14 protein-coding genes are annotated in these 17,202 nt (G+C 35.8%); 13 read left to right on the top strand and 1 reads right to left on the bottom strand.

The window, feature by feature from the left end; all coding sequences use genetic code 11:
* Positions 1 to 23 precede the first annotated feature (23 nt).
* The 13 genes from AsAng_RS21855 to AsAng_RS21795 all read left to right on the top strand — a co-directional run bounded on the left by AsAng_RS21855 (position 24) and on the right by AsAng_RS21795 (position 16,180).
* Positions 24 to 3,839: a baseplate J/gp47 family protein gene (locus AsAng_RS21855; RefSeq protein WP_264789231.1), complete on the top strand. Its 3,816-nt coding sequence runs from the start codon at positions 24 to 26 to the stop codon at positions 3,837 to 3,839.
* Between the two features lie 325 nt (positions 3,840 to 4,164).
* Complete coding sequence (locus AsAng_RS21850; RefSeq protein WP_264789229.1) at positions 4,165 to 4,938, top strand: hypothetical protein; 774 nt, start codon at positions 4,165 to 4,167, stop codon at positions 4,936 to 4,938.
* A gap of 359 nt (positions 4,939 to 5,297) precedes the next feature.
* Positions 5,298 to 5,771 carry a hypothetical protein gene (locus AsAng_RS21845; RefSeq protein ID WP_264789228.1) on the top strand — a complete coding sequence of 158 codons (474 nt, stop codon included), beginning with the start codon at positions 5,298 to 5,300 and terminating at the stop codon, positions 5,769 to 5,771.
* A 23-nt stretch (positions 5,772 to 5,794) separates the two neighbouring features.
* The gene (locus AsAng_RS21840) at positions 5,795 to 6,706 is read left to right on the top strand and encodes a hypothetical protein (protein WP_264789227.1); all 912 of its coding nucleotides are present in this window, start codon (positions 5,795 to 5,797) and stop codon (positions 6,704 to 6,706) included.
* Between the two features lie 218 nt (positions 6,707 to 6,924).
* Positions 6,925 to 8,619: an NAD(P)/FAD-dependent oxidoreductase gene (locus AsAng_RS21835; RefSeq protein ID WP_264789226.1), complete on the top strand. Its 1,695-nt coding sequence runs from the start codon at positions 6,925 to 6,927 to the stop codon at positions 8,617 to 8,619.
* Positions 8,620 to 8,912: 293 nt separating this feature from the next.
* Positions 8,913 to 10,055 (top strand): beta-ketoacyl-ACP synthase III, encoded by a 1,143-nt coding sequence (locus tag AsAng_RS21830; RefSeq protein WP_264789225.1) that lies wholly within the window; start codon positions 8,913 to 8,915, stop codon positions 10,053 to 10,055.
* A 25-nt stretch (positions 10,056 to 10,080) separates the two neighbouring features.
* Positions 10,081 to 10,497, top strand: coding sequence for a hypothetical protein (locus AsAng_RS21825; RefSeq protein WP_264789224.1), 417 nt, complete (start codon positions 10,081 to 10,083; stop codon positions 10,495 to 10,497).
* Positions 10,478 to 11,491: a BtrH N-terminal domain-containing protein gene (locus tag AsAng_RS21820; protein WP_264789223.1), complete on the top strand. Its 1,014-nt coding sequence runs from the start codon at positions 10,478 to 10,480 to the stop codon at positions 11,489 to 11,491. The genes AsAng_RS21825 and AsAng_RS21820 overlap by 20 nt, the downstream gene beginning before the upstream one ends.
* 6 nt (positions 11,492 to 11,497) lie before the next feature.
* Positions 11,498 to 12,244: an ABC transporter ATP-binding protein gene (locus AsAng_RS21815; protein ID WP_264789222.1), complete on the top strand. Its 747-nt coding sequence runs from the start codon at positions 11,498 to 11,500 to the stop codon at positions 12,242 to 12,244.
* Positions 12,245 to 12,256: 12 nt separating this feature from the next.
* A complete protein-coding gene (locus AsAng_RS21810) occupies positions 12,257 to 13,528 on the top strand; it encodes an ABC transporter permease (protein WP_264789221.1) in 1,272 nt (423 codons plus the stop codon).
* 34 nt (positions 13,529 to 13,562) lie between these two features.
* The gene (locus AsAng_RS21805; RefSeq protein WP_264789220.1) at positions 13,563 to 13,832 is read left to right on the top strand and encodes a phosphopantetheine-binding protein; all 270 of its coding nucleotides are present in this window, start codon (positions 13,563 to 13,565) and stop codon (positions 13,830 to 13,832) included.
* Positions 13,833 to 13,930: 98 nt separating this feature from the next.
* Positions 13,931 to 15,124, top strand: a complete 1,194-nt coding sequence (locus tag AsAng_RS21800; RefSeq protein ID WP_264789219.1) for a beta-ketoacyl-[acyl-carrier-protein] synthase family protein — start codon at positions 13,931 to 13,933, stop codon at positions 15,122 to 15,124.
* A 3-nt stretch (positions 15,125 to 15,127) separates the two neighbouring features.
* The gene (locus AsAng_RS21795; protein WP_264789218.1) at positions 15,128 to 16,180 is read left to right on the top strand and encodes a beta-ketoacyl synthase chain length factor; all 1,053 of its coding nucleotides are present in this window, start codon (positions 15,128 to 15,130) and stop codon (positions 16,178 to 16,180) included.
* Positions 16,181 to 16,277: 97 nt separating this feature from the next.
* Here AsAng_RS21795 and AsAng_RS21790 read toward each other — a convergent pair whose 3' ends face one another.
* Positions 16,278 to 17,192 carry a porin family protein gene (locus tag AsAng_RS21790; protein ID WP_264789217.1) on the bottom strand — a complete coding sequence of 305 codons (915 nt, stop codon included), beginning with the start codon at positions 17,190 to 17,192 and terminating at the stop codon, positions 16,278 to 16,280.
* Between the last annotated feature and the right edge of the window lie 10 nt (positions 17,193 to 17,202).

Below are 17,202 nucleotides of genomic sequence, written 5' to 3'. Positions count from 1 at the left end.
ATAAATTCCATAAAGAATAAATTATGAGCCAAGATAATAACACCCATATATTACATTGGAATGGCACTTCGCAAAATGAACGATTGTTAAAATCGTTGTTGCCAGATTCTATCAAAGTAGATGAACGTTCTATTAGTGACATCTTGGCTTTTGCTGCTGAGTTCTCAGAAATTGTTCGATATTATAACTTAGAGAATAGCCCTACGGGAGATTGGAGCAAGTTTTTTAAGAAGGATGAAACGATTTTCTTATCAACAATTGTCTCTACCGATTTGCATAAAATAGAGAAAGAGCACAATCGCCTGATTTCTATTCTTGATAATGCCCCTAGAGCTGAAGAAAAGTTAGAAGCATTAGAAGGATTAATGCAGCAAATTTTAGATTTGGCTAAACAAATCAATGATTGGTATCTCCAAGCACTGAATATGGATCGATTGAATATGATGCATTCCTCAGAATTGGAGAACGAGCTCGAAAATGCCATTAAACAGCAATTAGCGCAGAACTTAATGGATTTACTGGAGTATCAAGAGGATTTAGGTTTTAATCCCATTGGGATGTTTAGTGTAGGAGAAATTCAAAAGCACTTTCATAAAAATTGGTTTAAAAAACACGAACAGATTGGTGCTCGAAATATTTTGATTAAAGGCCTAGAATCAGCGGATAAAATTAAAGGATACACCAAAAAAATACGCATCCAATTCCGTACTTTTTATAGCGTGACTTCTTATATTTTGCAGATTGCACCGAAATACTTGATGGAATCTTTGGCTGGAAAGGCGAATCATAGACCAGATGTAGCGTTGTTCATTTCTTTTGCCAAAATGTTTAAAAAGTTACAAAATCAAGTGAACACGGTAACCGAAAAGCATCTTGATTTTTATTACTATAATGTATTAAAGCAACGCCAAAAAGGATTGTCACCAGATCGTGCCAACATCTATTTTAATGTTGCTACGCATATTGATACACATTTGCTCGAAAAAGGAACCTTGCTAACGGCGGGAAAGGATGAAAATGGTGTTGAACATTTTTATACGACAGATAATGACTTGGTGCTGAATCAGGCAAAAATTGATGCTGTCCATACGTTATTTGTGAGTAAAAATCCTAAAATAGGCATTGGGAGTTCTTATCGTGTGATTACAAATTTGTACGCTGCTGATATTGCTAATTCTAGCGATGGAAAAGGAGAACGTTTTGTTAATGATGAAGAGAATTGGCCGATCTTTGGACATGAAATACTAGAGTTGCCTAAGGCTGAACAACAAATGAGTTTTGCGAATGTTGGTTGGGCAATTGCTTCGCCAATTTTAGAGATGGAAGAAGGACATAGAATTGTAACATTGCGGTTCAGGTTTGTTCCTAGTACTATGTACACTCTCAATCTATTGATTAAGGACATTAGTATTAATCAAGATATTTCTAGAGAGGATGCTTTTTCTAAAATTTTCAAAAATAGTTTAGAGGTATTTTTTACAACAGAAGAAGGCTGGACGGCTGCGCACACTTGTGAAATTTTACCTCCTGATGAATGGGGAAATCCTGAAATTACGATTGTTGCTACTATGGCAGCAGGAGCTCCAAGTGTGGTTGGCTATGATGCTGAAATTCAAGGAGCAGGTTATGATACAGCCGAGCCCATTATTCGAATTGTACAACGAAATGAAGGCTCTTTCTTCTCTTATTCGTTCTTGAAAGAACTAGAAGTACAGCGAATTAGTATTGATATCGATGTAAAAGAACTAAAAGGATTGTCGCTTTCTAGCGATATAGGAACTATTTATCCCAATGTACCTTTTCAGCCATTTGGTCCTATCCCTAAGGTTGGCTCTTATCTGATGATTGGTAAGGAAGAGGTGTTTAAAAAAGAAATTACAGATGTCCAATTTAATATAGAATGGCATGGATTACCTGATGACAAAAAGGGATTGAGAGGGCATTACAAAGATTATGGTTTAGGAATAAAGAATGAGCAGTATGAGATTAAATTATCAGCAATCTCAGATGGTATTTTTTATCCTTTGAAAGAAGAAGAACCATTGATTTTTAAAATGTTTGAACCAGATGAGGATAATCCACTAGGCTTGAATGGTAAGACAACAATTGACGAAGTAGATATTGAAGCCTTGAATATCAAACCTGATGAGGATTTGGTAATGAGCCCAACTTATGACCACGAAACTCGTGCAGGATACTTCAAATTTGAGATCGTTGGACCAAAAGTTGTTTTTGGACATGAAGAGTATGCTAATGTTTATGCCAAAAAAGTTAAATACAATAATGATCCTAAACGCAAGGGACCAGAAAAAATACTGCCAAAACAACCATTTACACCAGTGATGAAGTCCATTACAATGGACTATTCTGCGAGTACAGAAATTAATGTATTATCTATTGGTACATTGACAAAAGGAGAGAGCAGTAAGGAACAAATTTATCATATTCACCCATTTGGAGTCATTCAGGTATTTGGAAAAGGACGGTCTTCTAATCGTTTATTAATGCCTAATTATGATGATAATGCTTACTTGTATTTAGGGATAAAAGGCTTGGTACCTCCTAATGATTTATCGCTTTATTTTGAATTGAAAGAGAATATGAATTTGTTCTCTGATGATGCTGCCAAAAAACACAGACAAGAGGTTGTGTGGAGTTATATGGCAAATGATGAGTGGAAAGATTTTTCTCAAAATATGATTTTGTCTGATACGACAAACGGTTTCAATAATTCAGGGATTATAAATTTAGACATTCCTAGAGATTTGACGAATGATAATACTATTTTGGAAAAGGGCTTACACTGGTTGCGGGTAACAGTAAAAGGAGAGCCTAGCTTATTTCCAAAATGTTTGAAAATCGCAACTCAGGCAGTTAGCGTTACTTGGCAAGATAATGGAGATAGTGCCAATCATTTGGTGGAGCCTTTACCAAGTTATACCATCAAAAAATTAGCATCATCTATCTCTCAAATTCGAGGTGTTAATCAACCGTTTCCTTCTTTTGGAGGGCGTTCTGGAGAATCTAAAAATGGTTTCTATACCAGAATAAGTGAGCGTCTAAGACATAAAAATAGAGCTGTTTCGGCTTGGGATTATGAGCGACTAGTTTTAGAAAAATTCCCTAATATTCATCAAGTAAAATGTGTAACGCATGTTGGGAATGAAGCTTTTGTTGATGCAGGAACTGTAACATTGGTTGTTGTACCCAAAATAGACAAAAATTCAAGACAGTATCATTTGCCAATGGTGAACTATACGGTGCTAAATGCAATCAAAGAGTATTTGGAGCATTTGTCTTCTCCTTTTATTAATATTGAAGTCCGTAACCCAATTTATGAACGAGTTAAGATTACTGCGGGAGTGCGTTTTGCTAAAGGAAAAAACAATGGTACTTATCTAAAGAAATTGAATCAAGACATTGTCCAATTTATGTGCCCTTGGATGTTGGGAGCGGATCAAGAGTTAGAGCTAGGAGGAACATTGGTTAAAGATGTGATCTTGAGCTTTATTGAGAAATGTTCTTATGTAGAATTTGTTACTAAATTCTCGGCTGTACAAGTATTCCCACAGGATGGGATAGGGTTTGATGTAGATGATACTGCGATTCATGCAACAAATTCTCCTTTGATTAAGGCAACCAAACCTTGGTCTATTTTAATTCCATTTGAGTCTAATCCGATTTATTTCTTAGATGATGAGAATTTCCAAGTTCCAGAAAAAGCTTCTATTAGTTCTATGATTATCGATGGGGACTTTGTTATGACGGAGGAAAAGGAACGAGATTTAGACGATTATCTATCTGATAAGCGTAGAAAAAAGGATGAGGATGAAGATTAAAGGAGATGAAAAATAAGTTGTTGGACTCAATGTTAACCCTATGAATGGGGAAGCAATTTTTGAGATTAATAGAGCCGTTAGCTATGTTTACCAGCATTGTACGATTGCTAACTATCTTTTTTTCAAACAACAGTATAATTTGATTTTTAAAATCTGGGTTGTTGTCTCTTGTCAATGGAGAATCTAAAATTTAAATGCATACGATTTGCCAAAGCACAAAAAAAATTATAACTTAGGTTTTATTCTTAAATACTTTATCAAAATATCCAATTCGATTAGATGTTAAGAGCTATGAGTATTATTATTGATAATTATTAATTAAACTATGACGCTATTAACCAGAACCACGTTAAAGAATTTATTCACGAGAGGCTCTGTTCCTACAGAAGTTAATTTTTCGGATTTCATAGACTCTACCGTTAATAAAGTAGATGATGGTTTTTCGCAAAGTCCTGAGCACGGTTTTATGTTAGCTCCCCAAGGGGCTAACCGAAAATTGATGAGCTTCTTTGAAAGCATAAGAGATCCCAATGCGGCTTTTAGTTTGTCATTGAATCCAACTCGACATAGCAAAGGTTTAAGCATAGACGATACAGAACACAACAGTATTTTATTTTTGCGTGATACTGGAGATATAGGAATAGGTACTACGACACCTCAATATAAGTTAGAAGTGAATGGAATGGCTGGAATGGCTGGTAGGGTTGGAACCTTTGCTTCTGGAGAGGTTAAAGCCAATGGAGACTGGCAAACAATTATTGATCGATTAGAGGGAGTTGAAGCTTTTGAATTGGTTGCTCAGGCTGGAGCAAGAGAAGGGCGTGGTAAATATGCATTTACTTATGCTATTGCTTTATCAAATTATGGCGTAGGGAAAATTCAACATATTCGTTCTACCTATAGTAGAGTATTAGGACCTCTATTCCATAAAATTTCTTTTCGATGGGCTGAAGGCAATGATGGCTACCAGTTGCAAGTAAAAACAGCTCAAAACTACGGCTTCTTGGATGACAAAGGCGCTAAACCTGCTAAAATTAGATATTATGTTTCTAAATTGTGGGATAGTAGTATGATTCCTCAGGACAAAAAAAATAGATAAAAGCTTACCGCAACTTATCCGAAAAAATTATAAAGAACTATTTATACGCACATCAGTATAAATAGTTTTTTTTGTTTTTAACAGCAAGACAATCAGTTATAAATATAATCATTTAGTTAAACTAAATAGATAATATAAAGTTGCTTTAGGGATTGTATATATTGATGTTATAATCTTAAAAAAGTATATCTTTGTAAGAGCATTTATTACTATTTTTTATTATTTAGTGTAATAAAATAATATTTTTGTATTTTAAAATAGTTTTATAAAGGAATGTTAAGTATCATTGACCATTCTTAATCGGAACAATTTTAGTAAGGACAACGGAGATATTATACATAAACACAAAAAGAGTTATAATGACCCTATATTTACAACTTATTTTATTGTTTTTGAGTGCGAACACTCTAGAAACGGCTATAAATTCTACTTTTTATCAAGCATTATATAGCGATTCTTTGATAACAGTGGATGCTGCATTGGAAGCGTTGGAACAAAAAAAATCGAGTACAACAATTAATGCTTATAAAGGGGGATTGATGATGAAACGATCTGATTTCTTAAAATCAGCTGCCCAAAAAATAGAAATATTTAAAAAAGGACATCAACTCTTAGAATTAGCGATTACTAAATCTCCACAGAATGCAGAATATAGGTTCATTCGACTAGCTATACAGGAGCATGCCCCTAAAATACTAAAATATAATAAGAATATAGAGGAGGATAAATCTTTGATTATTAAATCTTTTTCTAGTCTTGATTCCAAAACCCGTAGTTATATTCTAGATTATGCCCAACAATCTAAAATCTTGACCATTCAAGATTTTAAATAACGATCAGTAAGCCACACTATTTTATGAAACGAATTCTAGTTATTAGTTATTCTCAATCGGGGCAACTAAATCAGATCTTAGATAATTTTCTAAAACCTTTTGAAACACTTGAAATAGACCGAGTACAAATAAATCCAGAAAAGCCTTATGTTTTTCCTTGGACTAGTGCTGTGTTTTTTGATACTATGCCAGAATCAGTTTTGGAAGAACCTGTTCAATTGGCTCCTTTTCATCTGGACGCACCTCAATACGACCTTATTATATTAGGGTATCAGCCATGGTATTTATCTCCTTCTATACCAACTACCTCTTTATTACAAGACGATAAATTTTTATCTATACTAAAGAACACCCCTGTGGTAACAGTTATTGGGGCTAGGAACATGTGGTTAAATGCACAAGAAAGTGTCGTTCAGCAGATTCAGGATGCAGGAGGACAAATAGTGGCTAATGTGCCATTGATAGATAAACATCAAAATCTTATCAGTGCTTTAACGATATTGCATTGGATGTTGACGGCAAAAAAAGAGCGCAAGTGGGGGATTCTACCTTATCCAGGGGTATCTAGCCAAGATATAGCAGGAGCTGATACTTTTGGTCAAGTAGTCTATGATGCTTTTCAGAAAGGAACTTATGATGGTCTTCAGGATCAGATTTTAGCACAAAACAAGATTGCAATTAATCCATCTATTTTATTGATAGAAATGCGGGCAAAAAGTCTGTTTCGTGCTTGGGCTAAACTAATCAAACGAAAAGGAACAGATGATAAAAAACGAGCATTTTGGGTAGGGGTATACAAATATTACCTACTAATAGCCCTATTTATAATTTCTCCTATTGTATTGACTTTTTACACGTTATTTGTACGACCATTTATCGGAAGTAAAATTAAAAAAAATACAACCTATTATCTCTATTTAGGAATTAAGCACTAGGTGATTGTCGAGAATATTCCATTGCTATAGCTGTTTACTATTTGGAGCGTTAAGAGTAGCATCTTATTATTTGCTAAATAAACTTTAGTGAACTCAGCCTCCTAGCTCCTACTTATTCGTATTTTAGTAAAAGGCAAGCGGAAAATGGGTAAAACATAAAAATATCTTAACTAACAGTTTTTTGAGTTGTTAGGTAGTTAATTATAAAATTCAAAACCATGAAAAAACAGTATGATGTTGTCATTTTAGGAGGAGGGTTAGCTGGTTTAACGCTTGCTTTGCAGCTCAAACAAAATGAGCCTAATATTCATATTGCTATACTGGAAATGCGCAAAAATCTTGCCCCTGAATCTGCTCATAAAGTTGGTGAATCAACAGTAGAATTAGGAACCTATTATTTAAGAGAAGTTTTGGGCTTGGGGGATTATCTAGATGCCTATCAATTGCCTAAAATGGGCTTGAGGTTTTATTTTTCTCCTCAGGTAAAAGAAGAAATAACTCAGCGTGTGGAATTGGGGGTAAAGGGAGCTTTGCCTGTACCTAGCCATCAAATTGATAGAGGAATCTTTGAAAATGAATTAACAAAACGCCTGTTAGATATGGGGGTAGAGGTTATTTTGGGCGCAAGAATTAAGGAGGTAAACCTCGATAGCAATGGGCACCGTGTTTCTTTTTTGAAAGAAGGGACAGTACAGGCTTTGGACGCTAAATGGGTGACCGATGCTACTGGTCGAGCTGGTTTTTTGAAACGAAAAATGGGATTTGGAAAGCCATTAGAGCACGATATTAATGCAGTATGGTTTCGAGTCAAAGGAGAGATAGATGTTGATGATTGGTCGGATAATAAGGCATGGAAAGACAAAGTTAGCCCTGGATTGAGGCGTTTGGGAACGATTCATTTTATGGGGCAAGGATATTGGGTTTGGCTTATTCCTTTGGTTTCTGGAAATACAAGTATTGGAATTGTTGCAGATCCTAAGTTTCATGATTTTACTGCTTTGAATAAGTTAGATAAAGCAATGGATTGGTTGGCTAGCCATGAACCTTTGTGTGCAGAGATGTTTAAGCCCTATTTGGATGATGTAATTGATTTTAGGGTGTTAAAACATTATTCGCACCATTCAGAACGCTTTTATACAACCGAAAAATGGGGAGTTGTAGGAGAAGCAGGAGCGTTTTTAGATCCTTTTTATTCTCCAGGTACAGATTTTATTGCAATCGGAAATACATGGATGGCCGATTTGATTTTGAGGGATTATAACGGTGAAGATATTGCGTCAAGATCGATTATTTATGAGCGAGTACACACGGCGTTTTTTAATAGTTGGATACCTATCTATCACAATCAATATCATTTGTTTGGACATACCCAAGTTATTATGGTTAAGATTCTGTGGGATTGGGGGCTCTATTGGGCTATTCCTACTTTATTGTTTACCAATAAGGGGTATATTAACTTAGCGGTATTAAGAAATTTATTTACCACACCTAATTGTCTTGGGATGCGCTTAGGGAAATTAAATACGCAAGTTCAACATTTCTTTAAAGAGTGGGGCGAGTACGACAAGGGGACTTATTCTAATGCTTATATTGATTTCTTTGATATTCCATTTTTAAAAAAATTGCATTCAGAATTAGAATCGCAGCATTCAACAGAAGATTTAATTGCTCAGTGCGAAACCAATTTGAGTGTTTTGGAACAGATAGCGGCAGAAATTTTCCGAAAAATGAGTGCACTTTATAAGGGGACTCCAAATGATATGAAAGTTAATCCTTATAAAATGTCTATGAGTTTATCAAAGGAGGAATTGTTAAAGCAGGCTACTCAAAAAGGAGCAATTGATACCGATCAAAGTATTATAGATGATTTGGAGCTAATGTGGTTAAAGCGTGATCTATTTATAAATACTTAATAAACTAAAAAACGAACGGTTTTGCAATAGGGATCAACTAAGCCCCAATTAAGTTGTTAGAGTAGTAAAAAATAGAGTACAGGATGCGTTCAATATTGCCTCAATTAAAGATTGTAAAAAAAACAATATAAATTAATAGTATTTTTCAATCCTTATTTTTGATTGTTTCTTAATAAAGAGTTGTATAAAAGAAAAAAAGATTACTTTTACACCCTAATTGTATAAGGAATATGATATAAAAGGTTGAATACCAGCTTAACCTGATAAAACTAGATCTTATTTTTAGAAGACAGATGAAAGAAGTATATATTAATAGAGCAGCAGCTTTTTTGCCCAATAAAGTGGTAGAAAATAATGAAATGGAAGATTTTTTAGGTTTCGTAAATGGTAAGCCTTCTAGATCAAGAGCTATTGTATTAAGAAAAAATGGTATCAAAAAACGTTATTATGCTTTGTCTAAAGGAGGAGAAAGCACACATAGTAATGCTGAAATGACCGCTTTAGCGGCTAGAAACCTTTTTAAAGATAATATTGATGGGCTAAAAAGAGTAGATTTGTTGTGTTGCGGAACTTCTACGCCTGACCAGATAATTCCTTCTCATGCTGTTATGGTACATGGTCATTTGCCAGAAACGAACAATATTGAAGTTGTTTCTCCTTCAGGAGCATGTTGTTCGGGAATGCATGCTTTTAAGTATGCTTATATGTCTGTTAAAATCGGCGAGAAACAAAAGGCAATTGCTACAGGATCGGAACGTGCAGCATCTATGATGACACGCAACAAGTTTGATGAAGAGGTTTCTGTGGCAGAAAAAATTGAAGAAAACCCCTATTTAGCATTTGAAAAGGATTTTTTACGTTGGATGTTATCCGATGGAGCTGGGGCATTTTTGGTAGAATCCAAAAAGAACACAGAGGGAATTTCTTTAAGAATTGATTGGGTAGAAGCTTGTTCTTATGCCAATGAAGTAGAAACGTGTATGTATTCGGCTGCTAATAAGTTGCCATCAGGTGAGTTACAAAGTTATAAAGATTACAATACACAAGACTTAGCCTCGCAGTCGATCATGAGCATGAAACAAGATGTAAAGCTCTTGAGTAAAAATATCATTCGTTTAGGGTTTGATCATCTCAAAAAAATTCTTGAAAAAAGAGAAAAAAGCGTGGATGAACTGACCTATTTTTTGCCCCATTTGTCTAGCTTCTTTTTTGAAAAACCAATCGCTGAAATCTTAGAAGAAAACCAAATGGCTATTCCTAAAGAAAAATGGTTTACTAATTTAGCAACCAAAGGAAATGTAGGGTCTGGCTCTATTTACTTAATGGTTGAAGAATTGATGAACAGCGATAAACTCAAGAAAGGAGACCAAATTCTATTAGCTGTACCTGAAAGCGCTCGCTTTTCTTATGTATTTACTTGGTTGACGGTTTGTTAATTGAGTGTACGTTAATCTCCTTATTATGAAAAAAGAAGATTTACCACAAGATAAAAGTGGTTTGGAGGATTTTACTCGAGAAGTTTATTATGTAAAAAACCAGAATGGTGAATATGAACAAGCTTTGAGTTCTGGCTGGAAAATTAAATCAGATGCCCTAGATGGTGCATGGGAGGAGATTAACCGAAGAGTAGAAGTAGCGCTTGAAGCGGTTCGTGCAGGAAAAGCAAGCCCTATATTATATTATATGGAGCGCAACCTTATGGATCTTCCTACTTTGGCTGGGTATACAGGGTTTTGGTCTTTTAGTATCAAAAGGCATTTAAAACCTAAGCCGTTTAAAAAGTTAAGTGATAAAAAGTTGGGAATTTATGCGAAGGCATTTAGAATTACCCTAGACGAACTGAAAAATTTTAAAGGAAATGACGACAACGGAATTTAATCATATACAAACGGCTCATTGCGAAAATGGTGTTGTGGCTAGTTTGTTACGTTATCATGGGGTAGATTTTATGTCTGAACCTTTGGCATTTGGCTTGGGAGTCGGTTTGTTTTATATTCATCTTCCTTTTCTAAAAATCAATCATGGACCAGCTATTTCTTTTCGTACGATGCCTGGTTACATTTTTAAGCGAGCAAGTCGTTCTTTAGGGATAAAAATTGCCCACAAAAAATTTAAAAATACTGAATCTGCTCAATCATTTTTAGAGCAAAAGGTAAAAGAAGGCGTTCCTGTTGGTTGTCAAGTGGGGGTGTTTCATCTGGCGTATTTTCCCAAAGAATATAGGTTCCATTTTAATGCACACAACCTTATTGTTTATGGCAAGGAAAATGGACGTTATTTGATTAGTGACCCTGTAATGGAAACGGTGACGAGTTTGTCCCCTGCTGAATTGGAAGATGTCAGGTTTGCTAGAGGTCCTTTGGCACCCAAGGGGCATATTTATTATCCAGTTAATGTTCCTAAAATTGGAGATGAGCAATTGCGAAAAGCAATGAAAATAGCCTTAAAGAAGAATGCTTGGTGGATGGCGCAGGTGCCTGTTGGTCGCATAGGTAGTAGTGGATTTAAGCATACTGGAAAGCTCATTCGAAAATGGCGTTCTAAGCTAGGTGAACGTCAAGCTGGTTTGTATTTGGGGCAGATTGTGCGCATGCAAGAGGAAATTGGTACAGGTGGTGGTGGTTTTCGATTTATTTATGCTGCTTTTTTGGAGCAAGCTGCTCAGCAGTTACAAAATGAACGATTAAGTGTTCTTTCAGAACAAATCACTCAATCAGGGGACTTACTGAGGGCTTCGGCTGTGCGTATGGCTGCTATTTATAAAGGAAGAAACACCGAACAACAGCATTTTAATGAAGTAGCAGATGGTTTTGATGAAATTGCTGCCTTGGAGCAAGCTGCTTTTTCGGAAATATATAAAATGAAATTCTAAAATAGGATGCAAGCAAATTGTATTCAAATAGAAGCGCTTTATAAGCGATACAAAAGGGCAGAAGAGGATAGCCTTCACGCTATTGATCTCACCATTCAAAAGGGGGATGTTTATGGCATTCTAGGTCCTAATGGTGCAGGGAAAACAACATTAATTTCTATCCTCTGTGGTATATTAGAACCCTCAGGTGGTCGAATAAATTATTGGAAGGCGCAAAATAAAGTTAATTTTAAAGCCATTCAATCTGAGATTGGTTTTGTGCCACAAGAATATGCCCTTTATCAAGAGTTAACACCAATACAAAATTTAGAATATTTTGGAGCGTTATATAATCTGTCTAAGGAAAAAATAGCTCGACGGACAAAAGAAATTTTAGAAGTTCTAGGCTTATCCCATGTGGCTAATAAGAAGGTAGAAACATTTTCTGGTGGGATGAAACGTCGTGTTAATTTAGCCATTGGGATTATTCATGAACCAACGATTTTATTTTTGGATGAACCAACAGTGGGGGTTGATGTACAAAGTAAAGTGGCCATTCTTAAGTTTTTAACAATGCTAAACAATGCGGGAACGACCATTATTTATACCTCTCATCATTTGTCAGAAGCTGAAGAGTTTTGCAACCAAATAGCCTTAATTGATCGAGGCCGTATTATTATGAAGGGACAGATCAATACATTATTAGAGTTGCATCAAGCAGAAAATTTAAAGGCGTTGTTTATTCAGTTTACAGGGGAGGAATATAGAGACTAAAATAAAAGATAGATGTTCAAGCTTTGGGTCGCCATAAAAAAAGAATTCCAAATCCTTATGTATGATAAGGCTGGCTTGGCTGTGATGTTTGGTATGCCTTTGTTGTTGGTTTATATCATTACAATTGTCCAAGATTCTGCCTTTAAAATTGTTAATGAGAATAAGATTTCTATTCTTGTGGTCAATAAGGACAAAGGAAAAGAAGGGCAAAAACTAGTAAACTTGATGAAGGAGTCGGGGTTGTTTAATTTATCTCAAACCGATACGATTCTAGATATAAAAACAACCTTGCGAGAGGAAGATTATCTAACAGGTTTAGTTATTGCGCCTAATTTTACAGAAAAAATTACCGAAAAGGCCACGCTAGTGAGTGCTACAATGATGAGTGAATTGGGCTTGGGAGAGCCAACCGATTTAACTAAAAAGCTTAAGTTGCCAGCATTAGAGTTTTATCATGATCCTGTTTTGCAAGAAAACTATTGTTTTTCGATTATGAATATGGTAGATGCTTTTTTGAAGAGCATAGAAGGAGAATTGTTTATCAATCAAATGTGTGAACAATTGGACTTAAAGGAGTCTCCCAAGCAGCTAAAGTCAGCGATGATTGACAATCGAGTGCCCATTAAAAGAATTGCGGCTACTGCTTCAGAAAGCGACAAAATCCCTAATTCTACACAACATAATGTACCTGCATGGACAATTTTTGCCATGTTTTTTATGGTAGTTTCATTGGGAAATAACATTGTTAAAGAGCGATTGAATGGTAGTTTTATTCGATTAAAAACAATGCCAACTAGTTTTGCTTTGGTTTTGGGAGCCAAAATGTTGCTTTATTTGGCAGCGGCGGTAGCGCAAGTGACCTTGATTTTTTCATTGGCAAAAATAACGTTTCCTACTTTGGGGTTGCCCGAATTGACGTTACCTTCTAATACCATTGGGTTTGTTATTATGGTACTGTGGAGTGGAATGGCGGCCGTGAGCTATGCTTTGTTGGTTGGTGCAATGGTACGAACACAGGAACAGTCACACGGTTTTGGGGCGATGTCTATTGTTATTTTGGCAGCAATAGGAGGGATTTGGGTACCTAGTTTTGTTATGCCAGAATACATGCAGACGATTAGCCTTATTTCACCATTAAATTGGTGCTTAAAAGGTTTCTATATTTTGTTTTTAAAAGGAGGCTTATGGTCAGAATTGCAATTCGTAATTGGAGGTCTAAGCCTATTTATTGTAAGCTGTTTAGGGCTTGCTTATTTAAAATTGAAGAAAGATAAAATTGTATAAAAACTGATTACTCAGTAAATAATGATCAAATATCATGGAAAGTACAGCATTAAAGGAGAAATTAAAACAACAAATCATTGATTATCTAAATTTAATTGATGTAGAACCAGAGGATTTAGAAGATGATTCTCCTTTGTTTGGACCAGATGGTGATTTGGGGTTGGATTCTATAGACTCGGTGGAGTTATTGGTTTTGTTGGAGCGAGAGTATGAACTTAAAATTACAGATCCAAAAGAAGGAAGAAAGGTCTTGGTTGATGTCAATAGCATGGCTCAATATATTATTGATGAGGGGAAAGCCTAATCAAGTAGATCAATTATAAGGTGTAATCATTACTTTATTTGTTGAGATACAAATGGAGTAGGTATGCTAAATTCCTAAATCTTCAAATTGAAGAACTAATGACAAGAGTCTTAATAACTGGAATGGGGGTTATTTCTGCCATTGGCAACAATGTCAAGGAAAGCAGAGAAAGTCTTCAGAAAGGACAAACTGGAATCGGAAAAGCTCAATTAATAACTTCTCGTTATGTGGATGTTTTTCCGTTTGGTGAAATACCTCACAGCACAGCGTCTTTAATGGAAAGAGCTGGGATTGCTGGCGAAAAAGGAATTACTAGAACGGATATTTTGGCAACGCTCGCTTTGCAAGAGGCTTTTTCGACGGCTAAAATGACGAGCAATGAAATTGCTGCCATGGATACGGCCTTCATTTCTGCCAGTACGGTAGGAGGAATGTCAATGACCGATGAATTGTATCGAGATGGGAACAAAATAGGAGAACCATCTGATTATCTGTCTTCTTATATTTGTGCTGCTCATACCCTAAAACTAGTTGATCGTTATAAATTGAAGGGACCAACTACTACCTTTAATACAGCTTGCTCCTCTTCTACGAATTCTATTATGTTTGGGGCTAAATTAATTAAATCAGGTAGAGTCAAACGGGCAATAGTAGGAGGGGCAGATGGTTTGGCAAAATTTACCATAAATGGGTTTAATGCTTTGCGAATTTTATCGCCTCGCCCTTGTATGCCTTTTGACAGAGATCGTTCTGGGCTGACGTTAGGTGAAGGTGCTGCTTTTTTGATTTTAGAAGCGGAGGAATTAGTTGGCAATAAAAAGGTTTATGGCGAAGTAACAGGGTATGGAAATACCAACGATGCTTTTCACCCTTCTTCTATTTCTAAGGATGCTATTGGAATCATTGGGTCAATTACTCAGGCTTTGAAAGTAGCTAATCTTCAACCTGAACAAATTGATTATATCAATGCGCATGGAACAGGAACAGAGAACAATGATATTTCTGAAATATTTGGTCTGGACAAGGTGTTTGGAAAAATTCCTCCTTATCAATCTACCAAGTCTTATACTGGACACACCCTAGCTGCTGCTGGTGTGATTGAAGCCGTATTTAGCCTATTGGCGATGCAAAATAATGAGCTATATCCTAGTTTAAATTGTATTAATCCCATTGAAGGCTATAACGCAAGCCCAATTAGTGCTTATCAAAACAATTATGCCATTGAGCATATTTTATCCAATTCGTTTGGTTTTGGGGGCAACTGTTCTTCTATCATACTTTCAAAAGTTTAGATTATGTATATCATAGATATGTCTTGTATTTCTTCACAGGACACTTATTATAGCAATACCATTTTTGAGGAAGGCATAAAAATCCATACAGAGCACCAATATTGGGCAGTAGAACCTAAATACAAAAAGATGGTTCCGCTGAATTTATTACGCCGAATGAGTAAATCTGTGCGAATGGGTGTAGGAACAGGAATTCCCTTGATGAACAAATTTCAAAATACAATCGATGGAATTATTATAGGATCAGCCAATGGCTCTATAAAAAAATCAATTAGTTTCCTGAATCAGATTGTAGAGTACAACGAAGGGACATTAACACCTACTGATTTTATACAGTCTACCTCTAATTCAATAGCAGGAACATTGGCTTTGATGGGAAAAATTACGGGGTATAACAATACTCATGTCAATAATGGTATTGCCTTTGAAAGTGCAGTATTAGATGCCTTGTTGTTATTTGAAGAAAAAAATGCAAAGCGTTTGTTGCTGGGGGGCGTTGAAGAAATTTCTCAAGCAAATTATAACATAGATGGACTTAGAGGAATGTTTAAGGAGGAGGACTTAGACGCTACTCAACTCCTTAATTCGGGAACTCCTGGAACTGTTTTTGGAGAAGGTGCTGCTTTGTTTGTTGTGGATGCCGAACCCTCGGAAGCCGCTATTGCTCAAATTGTAGATGTCGATCAAATTTGCTACCCAAGCAAAGAAGAAATAGTGGCAAAAGCAAAGGTATTCTTAGAACGCAATCAACTGAAAATAGAGGAGATTGATGCTTTATTTTTAGGGTTCAATGGCGATAATCGAACCGATTATTATTACGAATATTTGCAACAAGAGCTCTTTCCTACACAGAGTGTTTATGTTTATAAGAACTTAGTAGCAGATTATTATACCGTATCTTCTTTTGCTGTTTGGTTGGTCGCTCAGTTATTTTCAGGCAAAAAGATGCCAAAGGAAACGTTGCTCAAAGCAACCAATAGACCAATTAACAAGGTGTTGATTTATAATCATTATGAAGGCACACAGCACGGATTTATATTAATGGCAAGACCCTAAACCATTTTAAAATCTAAAAATTAGGCTATAATTTCACTAGGAAATTATAGCCTGTTTGAAAATCTCTGTGGAAAGCTTTTAGACAAGTGCTCAAAGATTAATCTTTTTTACCGAATGTATATTTAATACCAACACTGAAAGAGAGGGCATTAAAATTACTAGTTTGAGTAGGTAAGTTAAGCGGTTTATCAAGATCTAATTTTGCATTGATTTTGATTAATATATCTTCTGGTAAATCTTGTACAAAGCTACCGAGGGCAGAGTGGGTATTGGATTCTTTGGTAATTACATCTTGAAATTCAATTTGAGTAGTAATAACTTTAGCAGCATCTAAATTATTAACAACATCTCCATTGGCTTCTGTTCTTTCGTCTTTTACAACGGTAGCCTTATCGGAGCGAATTCTCAACCCTGTATAGGTTGCTTGGGCATAAATCCCCAAATTATCATTGATTCTGTATTCAAGTCCTATGCTAGATTCAAATCCTACAGAAAGTTTACCATCAATATCTGTTTGTTTGGCTCTTGAACTTTGGTTGGCAAAACTCCATGATTCTTCCAAGACTGTTTTTCCAAAAAAAGGAAGCAGAACACCAAAACGGGCATAAGGTTGGAATTTTCCTACAGGAGCTTGAACAACAAGAGAGGGCGTTGCACGCATTTGATAAGAATATCCTGTTCGACTATATTGATCGCCTACAGGTCCTTCCGAATTGCCATAGGCTTGTTTAAAACCCTGAAAATAATACAACTCCAATTCTACGCCAAAATAAGGCGTAATCATGTAGCCTCCTGCAATAGAAAACCTAGCTCCTTGCCCAAAAGACCCAAAAATAGTTCGTTGCAGAATAATATCATTGCTAGAGTCACGTTCTAGCGAGGGAATAGCAAATGCATCTTGTCCTACATTAAAACCTGCCCCTGCTCCTGCTCGAAGGTACCCTTGTGCTTGAGTTTTAGAAAAAGAAAAAAATAGTATTGATAATAAAATCGAAAAGGATAGTTTTTGCATATTGATTGAT

Origin of the sequence: Aureispira anguillae (assembly GCF_026000115.1) — a bacterium.
GTDB classification, from domain to species: Bacteria; Bacteroidota; Bacteroidia; order Chitinophagales; family Saprospiraceae; genus Aureispira; species Aureispira anguillae.
This window is presented reverse-complemented; position numbering and strand designations above follow the sequence as displayed.